This window comes from Streptomyces olindensis, from assembly GCF_040645895.1.
Lineage (GTDB): Bacteria > Actinomycetota > Actinomycetes > Streptomycetales > Streptomycetaceae > Streptomyces > Streptomyces olindensis.
The window spans coordinates 1-8,149 of record NZ_JBEYZD010000141.1; the positions used below are offsets into that span (position 1 = coordinate 1).

The 8,149-nt window shown below is 71.2% G+C and carries 10 protein-coding genes; all 10 read right to left on the bottom strand.

All coding sequences use genetic code 11. The features are described from left to right. Positions 1-873 (bottom strand): lyase family protein (locus ABZ948_RS40275; protein WP_359768098.1); only part of this gene is annotated, 873 nt, incomplete at its 3' end. Positions 874-996: 123 nt separating this feature from the next. Next, positions 997-2,013, bottom strand: a complete 1,017-nt coding sequence (locus tag ABZ948_RS40280) for an asparaginase (protein WP_359768106.1) — start codon at positions 2,011-2,013, stop codon at positions 997-999. Between the two features lie 29 nt (positions 2,014-2,042). Continuing rightward, positions 2,043-3,485, bottom strand: a complete 1,443-nt coding sequence (locus ABZ948_RS40285) for an amino acid permease (protein WP_359768099.1) — start codon at positions 3,483-3,485, stop codon at positions 2,043-2,045. After that, positions 3,482-4,171 (bottom strand): FadR/GntR family transcriptional regulator, encoded by a 690-nt coding sequence (locus tag ABZ948_RS40290; RefSeq protein WP_359768107.1) that lies wholly within the window; start codon positions 4,169-4,171, stop codon positions 3,482-3,484. The genes ABZ948_RS40285 and ABZ948_RS40290 overlap by 4 nt, the downstream gene beginning before the upstream one ends. Positions 4,172-4,346: 175 nt before the next feature. Further along, complete coding sequence (locus tag ABZ948_RS40295) at positions 4,347-5,183, bottom strand: undecaprenyl-diphosphate phosphatase (RefSeq protein ID WP_359768100.1); 837 nt, start codon at positions 5,181-5,183, stop codon at positions 4,347-4,349. A gap of 97 nt (positions 5,184-5,280) precedes the next feature. Further along, positions 5,281-5,628 (bottom strand): fluoride efflux transporter CrcB, encoded by a 348-nt coding sequence (gene crcB, locus ABZ948_RS40300; protein WP_359768101.1) that lies wholly within the window; start codon positions 5,626-5,628, stop codon positions 5,281-5,283. Next, the gene (locus tag ABZ948_RS40305) at positions 5,625-6,005 is read right to left on the bottom strand and encodes a DUF190 domain-containing protein (protein ID WP_359768102.1); all 381 of its coding nucleotides are present in this window, start codon (positions 6,003-6,005) and stop codon (positions 5,625-5,627) included. The genes crcB (ABZ948_RS40300) and ABZ948_RS40305 overlap by 4 nt, the downstream gene beginning before the upstream one ends. Next, positions 6,002-6,457 carry a fluoride efflux transporter CrcB gene (gene crcB / locus ABZ948_RS40310; protein WP_359768103.1) on the bottom strand — a complete coding sequence of 152 codons (456 nt, stop codon included), beginning with the start codon at positions 6,455-6,457 and terminating at the stop codon, positions 6,002-6,004. The genes ABZ948_RS40305 and crcB (ABZ948_RS40310) overlap by 4 nt, the downstream gene beginning before the upstream one ends. 169 nt (positions 6,458-6,626) lie before the next feature. After that, a complete protein-coding gene (locus ABZ948_RS40315) occupies positions 6,627-7,586 on the bottom strand; it encodes an SMP-30/gluconolactonase/LRE family protein (RefSeq protein ID WP_359768104.1) in 960 nt (319 codons plus the stop codon). A gap of 50 nt (positions 7,587-7,636) precedes the next feature. Then, on the bottom strand, positions 7,637-7,894 hold the full coding sequence (locus ABZ948_RS40320) for an ArsR/SmtB family transcription factor (protein WP_359768105.1): 258 nt from the start codon (positions 7,892-7,894) through the stop codon (positions 7,637-7,639). Positions 7,895-8,149 lie beyond the last annotated feature (255 nt).

Consider the following 8,149-nt stretch of genomic DNA (forward strand, 5'->3'; position numbering starts at 1 on the left):
GGACAGCTTGACCGCGATCCGCTTGAGCACACCCGACATCTGCACGAACGCCCCGCAGTCCTGCGTCGCCTCCACCAGGTTCGCCGCCGTCACCAACGGCAGGCCGGTGATGGCCGCGAGGTGACGGCGGGCCGCCTCGGCATATCCGGCAGGCGCGTTGAGACCGGTGCCGATGGCCGTGGCACCCAGGTTGATCTCATGGATCAACTCCACCGCCTCGGCAAGACGTGACCGGTCCTCGTCCAGCATGACCGCGTATGCGGAGAACTCCTGACCCAGCGTCATCGGCACCGCGTCCTGCAACTGTGTACGGCCCATCTTGAGCACGTCACGGAACTCGACGGCCTTGCCCGCGAACGCGTCCTGCAGCACAGTCATCGCGTCGAGCAACCCGCGCACCGCGAACACCGTCGCGATCTTGACTGCCGTCGGATAGACGTCATTGGTGGACTGGCCGAGGTTGACGTCCTCGTTGGGGTGCAGGTATCGGTACTCGCCCTTCGCGTGGCCCAGCAGCTCCAACGCCCGGTTCGCGACGACCTCGTTGGCGTTCATGTTCGTCGAGGTGCCCGCCCCGCCCTGGACGACATCGACCACGAACTGGTCGTGCAGCATGCCGTCGCGGATCTCCCGGCAGGCCGCGACGATCGCGGCGGCCTTCTTCGGATCCAGCAGCCCCAGCTCCTCGTTGGCCAGGGCCGCGGCCTCCTTCACGGCCGCGAGAGCGTCGATCAGATGCGGATAGGCGGAGATGGGCATGCCCGTGATCGGGAAGTTCTCCGTGGCCCGCAGGGTGTGCACACCCCAGTAGGCGTCGGCGGGAACGTCACGGTCGCCGAGGAGATCGTGTTCGGAGCGGGTGACGGCGGTCATGAGGGTGAGGGTCCTCTTTCTGAGGGAAGTGAGGGTGGGTGTGCGCCCCTTCAGGGGCGCGGGGAACTGCGCGATCAGCCGCAGGGGACCCGCGGCCGCCGGACGGGAGAACCCGGCACGTCGTCAGGCGCGGGCCGCACCGGCGAGCGGCTCCAGCGAACGGACGGGCCGCACCCGCCCGACCTCCCGGCCACCGCCCAGCAACGGCTCGCCCTGGAACTCGGTGAGCAGCTCCGGGTCGACGCCCGCCCGGGCCAACGCCGCAGCGGTCACCGGCACACGGGCCCGGTTGGCACCGTCCGCGATCTTCACCGCGACGGCCCGCCCATCGGCCAGCGCAGCGACCTGCACGCCCTCGAAACCGTCCTTGGACAACAACCCCGGCACGGCCCGCATCAGCGCGGCGACGTCCCGCCCGGAGCCGGACGCCATCTCCGCGTGCTCGCGCATCGCGTCGGCGACCCGGGCCTCGGGCGTGCCCGGCGCGGCGGTGGTGATCCGGGCGGCGGCGCGGGCGAGGCCGTGCAGGGAGACGGAGAACAGGGGCGCGCCGCAGCCGTCGACGGTGACACGGGCGATGCGCTGCCCGGTCAGGTCCTCGACGATCTCGGCGATCGCCTGCTGGAGGGGGTGGCCGGGATCGAGGTAGTCCTCCAGGGACCAGCCGTTGAGCGTGCAGGTGTAGAGCATGGCCGCGTGCTTGCCGGAGCAGTTCTGGGCGAGCCGTGAGGGCAGCCGGCCCTCGCGCACCCAGTGGTCCCGGACGACCGGGTCGAACGGCAGGTCCGGGACGTTGCGCAGGTGGTCCTCGGTGAGTCCGGCGAGTTCGAGGATGCGCCGGGTGCCGGCGAGGTGGCGTTCCTCGCCGGAGTGGCTGGCCGCGGTCAGCGACAGCAGCTCGCCGTGGAGCGGGAGCCCCGCCCGGGCCATGGCCACGGCCTGGACGGGCTTCAGGGCGGAGCGGGGGTAGAAGGCGGCCTCGATGTCCCCGATCTGGAGCTGGACCTCTCCGTCGGCGCCGAGGACGACGACGGAGCCGTAGTGGATGCCTTCGACCATTCCGCCGCGTATGAGGTGGGCGACGGGGGCGTGGACGGGTTCACGGACCAGGGGTGCGTCCGCGAGGGAACTGCTGTACATCACTGCCTGCTTCTGGAGCGGCGCGTCTCTCACGCGTCGGCTCCGGTCGTGGACTTGCGCGCGATACGGCCGCGGATGCCGAACCATCCGGCGACCAGGGCTCCGACGATCAGCGGCAGGCAGAGCACGGTGGTGCGTCCCGCGCCGCCGTCGGCGTACATGAGGACCAGGACGGAGGCGAGGAACGCCAGCGTCACGATCTCGGTCCAGGGGGAGCCCGGCAGTCGGTAGCCGGGGCGAGTGAGCTCGCCCTTCTGGGTCTTCTGCCAGAAGAGGAGGTGACAGACCATGATCATGCCCCAGGTGGCGAGGATGCCGATCGCGGCGAAGTTCAGCACGATCTCGAACGCCTCGGCGGGCACGACGAAGTTGAGGCCGACGCCCAGGACGCAGACGCCGCTGGTGAGCAGGATGCCGCCGTAGGGGACCTGGCTGCGGCTCATCACGGAGGTGAACTTCGGCGCGGATCCGGCCATGGCCATGGAGCGCAGGATGCGGCCGGTGGAGTACAGGCCGGAGTTGAGGGAGGACATCGCGGCGGTGAGCACGACGAGGTTCATCACGCCGCCGGCCGCGGGGACGCCGATGTTGGACAGCACCGTGACGAAGGGGCTCTCCCCGGCCGTGTACTTGTTCCAGGGCAGCAGCATCGACAGCAGGACGACCGAGCCGACGTAGAACAGGCCGACGCGCCACATGATCGAGTTGATCGCCTTCGGCATGATCTTCTCGGGGTTCTCGGTCTCACCGGCCGCGACGCCGACCAGCTCGACGGAGGCGTAGGCGAAGACGACGCCCTGGATGATGAGCAGCATGGGCAGCAGGCCGTGCGGGAAGACGCCGCCGCTGTCGCTGATCAGCGAGGGGCCGGGGCTGTGGCCGTCGACGGGGTGCTGGGTGACCAGCAGGAAGATGCCGATGCACATGAAGACGACGAGCGCGCCGACCTTGATGATCGCGAACCAGAACTCCAGCTCGCCGAAGATCTTCACCGAGATCAGGTTCACGGTGAGGACCACCGCGAGGGCGATCAGGGCGATCACCCACTGCGGGATGTCGGAGAACATGCCCCAGTAGTGGGTGTAGGTGGCGACGGCGGTGATGTCGGCGATGCCGGTGGTCGCCCAGTTGAGGAAGTACATCCAGCCGGCGGTGTAGGCGCCCTTCTCCCCCATGAACTCGCGGGCGTACGACACGAAGGCGCCGGAGGAGGGCCGGTAGAGCACGAGTTCGCCGAGGGCGCGGACGACGAGGAAGGCGAAGAGGCCGCAGACCGCATAGGCGATGAAGAGGGAGGGGCCGGCGTCGGCGAGGCGGCCGCCGGCGCCGAGGAACAGGCCGGTGCCGATGGCGCCGCCGATGGCGATCATGTTGACGTGCCGGGACTTCAGGGACTTGCTGTAGCCCGCGTCTCCGGCGTCGACATGGGTGGAACGTTTCTGCACATCGTCGTGCAGGGACTGCTCGCTCACGCCTCGGTTCCGCCTTCCATGGGGGTTTCCGTGGGGGTCTCCGTGCGCGGGGAGCGCACGATGTCGGTGAGGGTCGTCTCGACGCGGTCGAGGTGGTGGGCCATGGCCTCCACGGCGTCGTTCTCCGAACCGTCGATCAGGGCCTCGACGATCGCCCGGTGCTCGCGGTTGGACTGCTCGCGGCGGCCGCCCAGCTCGTTGAGGAAGGCCGACTGGCGGGCCAGCGCGTCCCGGATCTCCTCGATGACCCGGCGGAAGACCGGGTTCTGGGCGGCCTCGGCCACGGCGAGGTGGAACAGCGTGTCCATCGCGACCCACGCGGTGGTGTCCGTCTCCCGCTCCATCCGGTCCAGCAGGTGGGCCAGGTGGTCGAGGTTCTCCGGGGTGCGGCGCCGGGCCGCGTACCCGGCGACCGGGATCTCCACGTGCCGGCGCACCTCCAGCAGGTCGCTGGCCGCGTAGTCGCCGAAGGTGGGGTCCTCGACGGTGCTGGCGACGACGAAGGTGCCCTTGCCGGTCCGGGACACGGTCAGACCCATGGTCTGCAGCGCGCGCAGCGCCTCGCGCAGCACGGGCCGGGACACCTCGAGGGTGCGGCACAGCTCCGCTTCGGAGGGGAGCTTGTCGCCGATGGCGTACTCGCCGCGCTCGATCGCACCGCGCAGGTACGCCAGCACCGCTTCCATGGCACTGACGCGTCGCACGGGCTGTCCGGCTGTCCGGCTGTCTGACAGGTTCACGGGAGAGATACTCCGGGCGATCGGCTGGTGCTGTCAAGGGCTGAAGCGCCCCCGAAGGGGCGCGGGGAACTGCGCGGCCGGCCACGACGACGTCGCAGACGGACGACGGCTCCTCCGGCCCTCAGCTGTGGAGCACCCCCGCTCCGAGCAGCCCGAACAGCAGCGTTCCCACCACGATCCGGTAGATCACGAACGCGTTGAAGGAGTGCTTGGCGACGAACTTCAGCAGCCAGGCGATGGAGGCGTAAGCCACGGCGAAGGACACGACCGTGCCGACGGCGAGCGGGGCGGCGCCCACCCCGGTGCCCAGCGCGTCCTTGAGCTCGTAGAGGCCGGCACCGGTGAGCGCGGGGATGCCGAGGAAGAAGGAGAGCCGGGTGGCGGCGACGCGGTCGAGGTCGAGGACGAGCGCGGTGGACATGGTGGCGCCGGAGCGGGAGAAGCCGGGGAAGAGCAGGGCGAGGATCTGGGAGCTGCCGACGAGCATCGCGTCCTTGAACGAGGTGTCGTCCTCTCCGCGCTTGTGCCGGCCCATCTGGTCCGCCGCCCACATCACGCCGCTGCCGACGATCAGTGAGCCGGCCACCACCCACAGCGAGGCGAGCGGGCCCTCGATGAGCGGTTTCGCCGCGAGCCCCACGGCGACGATCGGGATGGTGGCGCAGATGACCCACCACGCGAACTTGTAGTCGTGGTGGTACCGCTCCTCGCGGTGGCGCAGGCCCCGCCCCCAGGCCGAGAGGATCCGCACGATGTCCTTGAGGAAGTACACGAGCACCGCGGCGATCGCGCCGACCTGGATGACGGCCGAGAACCCGACCACGGCCTTGTCGTCGACCGGGATGCCCATGAGCCCCTCGGCGATCTTCAGATGGCCGGTGGAGGAGACGGGCAGGAACTCGGTCACCCCCTCGACGGCTCCGAGGACGACGGCCTGACCGACGCTGATGACGCTCATGGGATCCAGTTCTGCTCAAAGGGGGCGGGCGCGGAGGGGTCAGTCTTACTACACCCGGGCGAGTACGGCTCTCACGTACGCGCCCCGCACCCGCCGCTCACATGCGCGCGAGCGCGGCTCCCGCGAACGCCGCCGCGAGACCGGCGGCCACACTCGCCGCCACGTTGACGGCGGCGTGGAGACGGGCCCCCGTCTCGGTCAGCCGCAGCGTCTCGTAGGAGAACGTCGAGTACGTCGTCAGAGCCCCGCACAGACCGGTGCCGAGCAGCAGCTGAACCTGGGTGGCAGCGCCGGTGAGCAGGCCGAGGACCAGGCAGCCGGCGACGTTCACCGTGAAGGTGCCCCAGGGGAAGACCGAGTCGTGCCGGGACTGGACCGCCCGGTCGGTGAGGTAGCGGAGCGGGGCGCCGACCATCGCGCCGCCGATGACCAGCAGCCAGTTCACAACGACCTCTTACCCTTCCTGTCCGTTTTGCCGGGATCGCCCTCCCGGCCGGTGTAGCTGATGACCTCGCACTCGTCGAGGGTCACCAGCCCCTCGGTCACCAGCTCGTCGAGCTGCGGGAGGAACGCGCGCACGCGCTCCTCGGTGTCGACGATCACGACGGCGACCGGCAGGTCCTCGCTCATCGACAGCAGCCGCGAGGTGTGGATCAGAGAGGAGGCGCCGAAGCCCTCGACGCCCCGGAAGACGCTGGCGCCCGCGAGGCCCGCCGCGTGGGCCCGGTGGACGATCTCCGAGGAGAGCGGCTTGTGGTGCCAGGTGTCGTTCTCGCCGACGAGGACGGTCAGGCGCAGGGCCCTGCCGGTCAGCCGGGTCATGGCTGCCTCCACTTCAGGACACGGCGGGTCGACCAGGCCGCGAGCCACACCGCCGTGAGCGCCGCGACCGGAGTCGCGGCGAGGTAGGTCAGGCCGGTGCGGACATGGCCGTGATCGGCCAGCTTCTGGATGTCGACGGCGTAGGTCGAGAAGGTCGTGAACCCCCCGAGGACGCCGGTGCCGAAGAACGGGCGGACCAGGCGGTGCGCGGCCCTGAACTCGGTGATGACCACCATGAAGACGCCGATCACGGCGCAGCCGGCGACGTTGACCCAGAAGGTCGTCCAGGGGAATCCGCCCGCGTGCGAGGTCCACCACAGGGACGCCGCGTAGCGGGCCGCGGCCCCCACTCCCCCGCCGAGCGCCACGACCGTGACGACGGGCCCCTGGGCGTGCCAGAAGGGCGGACGGGGAGGGGAGTCCGGGACGCGGAGACTCTCGGGGGTGGTCATGGTGGTACGTCTCCTACTCGCCGGCGCCCGGGGTCGTGCGGGCGCGTGCCGTCGCAAGTAGGGACCGTTGGCGGCGTCCTTGCCGCGGTTCGGGTACGGCGGGCCCCACCGCCGCGCCGCGAGCAGCGTCGCGGCCAGGGTTCAGGTTAACCCCCGGGGCGGGCCGGGGTCATGTCGGGGACGGCGGCTCGCAGACCGCCACGCCGGGCTCCCACAGACTGCCCAGGACGAGGTGGCCGCCGGCCTCGCAGACGCTGGTCACCATGCGGTAGCCGGAGTGGCGGCGGGCGAGGTGGTGGACGACGCGGCCGGCGTCGTCGAAGGCCATGACGGCGATCGTGCCGGTGGGGCGGAACGGGGCGCGTACGGCCACGCGGGCGGCGGCGCGGCGGACCGCCGGCGCGCCGCGGTGGAGCAGGTCGAGGGGCGGGACGCGGGGACCGGCCAGCGCCACCCAGACCGGCCCGTCGGGGCGGCCGCGCCAGAGGTTGTCGGGCATGCCCGGCAGGTTCTCGGCGAAGGGCTCGCTCCGCCCGGCCCCGGGTCCGGTGAGCCGATGACGGATGAGCCGGCGGGCGCCGGTCTCGGCGATGACGAGGAACGACTCGTCGGCGCCGGCGGCGAGCCCGTTGGCGAACTGCAGGCCGTCCAGCACCACCTCGGGGGTGTCGGCGCCGGGTGCCAGGCGCAGCAGCCGTCCCGTCCCGGTGTGCTCGACGATGTCGCCGATCCAGTGCTCCAGGGGGTGACGGCGGCTGGAGACGGTGAAGTAGACGCTGCCGTCGGAGAGGGAGACCGCGTTGCTGCAGAACCGCAGCCGCTCCCCCGCCACCGAGTCGGCGAGGACGCGGACCGTGCCGTCGCCGGTGCCGACGCGCAGCAGCCCGCGTTCGGCGTCGCAGACCAGGAGGTCGCCGTCCGGGAGGAGTTCGAGGCCGAGCGGCCTGCCGCCGGTCTCGGCGATCGGCTCGGCACGGGCCGTGACCGGATCCGCCAGGCCGTGCAGCCGCAGGATGCGGCCGTCCGCCAGGCCGGTCAGCACGCGTCCGTGCGCATCGGCGACCACGTCCTCGGGGCCGTGGCCCACCGCGACGTAGTGGCGTGGGACGAGTGCCGTGGGACGGTCCATCACGTGCGTGTCCTTCACCATCGGGGACGGATTCCGCCGTACCGGGTCGCCTACCAGCCCTTCTCAAACATCCGGGCGACCTCGGCGATCCGCATCTCGTCGCGGTGGTAGCGCACGCGGCCCGCGGACCGGCTGGTGCGCACCATGCCGGTGGCTTCGAGGAGCCGGAGGTGGGTGACGGCGACCGGGCGTGGCAGTGCGAACCGCTCGGCGACGGCGTCCGCGGTGACCCCGTCGGCGGCGGGCCCGGGTTCCTTCAGCCAGGCCAGGATGCGCAGGCGCGTCTCGTCCGTGGGAGTCCTCAGCATGTCGTGCCCCTGCCTCGCGGCTTCGTCCTCTCACCGCGTCTTCCCACTGTCTCGCAGTCGAAGCCGCCGTGTCCGGCACTCGATGCCGTTGACCGATACCGAACTGCCGTGCCACACAAGGGGGTTCGAGCCAGGTCGGCAGGCGGCGGGAGGGGGCGCGGCGAGCCGCGCCGCTCCCCGTCGACCTCGCGGCCAACGCCGCCAGCCTCGGCATGGAGGTGCTGCGCGCCAAGACGGTGCGCGAGCTGCGCGAGG

What these genes read in the sequence shown, in the direction of transcription:
- ABZ948_RS40280 (WP_359768106.1), bottom strand. Translation starts at nt 2,013, where the DNA reads ATGTACAGCAGTTCCCTCGCGGACGCACCCCTGGTCCGTGAACCCGTC.
- ABZ948_RS40290 (WP_359768107.1), bottom strand. Translation starts at nt 4,171, where the DNA reads ATGGAAGCGGTGCTGGCGTACCTGCGCGGTGCGATCGAGCGCGGCGAG.
- ABZ948_RS40295 (WP_359768100.1), bottom strand. Translation starts at nt 5,183, where the DNA reads ATGAGCGTCATCAGCGTCGGTCAGGCCGTCGTCCTCGGAGCCGTCGAG.
- ABZ948_RS40305 (WP_359768102.1), bottom strand. Translation starts at nt 6,005, where the DNA reads ATGACCCGGCTGACCGGCAGGGCCCTGCGCCTGACCGTCCTCGTCGGC.
- crcB (WP_359768103.1), bottom strand. Translation starts at nt 6,457, where the DNA reads ATGACCACCCCCGAGAGTCTCCGCGTCCCGGACTCCCCTCCCCGTCCG.
- ABZ948_RS40315 (WP_359768104.1), bottom strand. Translation starts at nt 7,586, where the DNA reads ATGGACCGTCCCACGGCACTCGTCCCACGCCACTACGTCGCGGTGGGC.
- ABZ948_RS40320 (WP_359768105.1), bottom strand. Translation starts at nt 7,894, where the DNA reads ATGCTGAGGACTCCCACGGACGAGACGCGCCTGCGCATCCTGGCCTGG.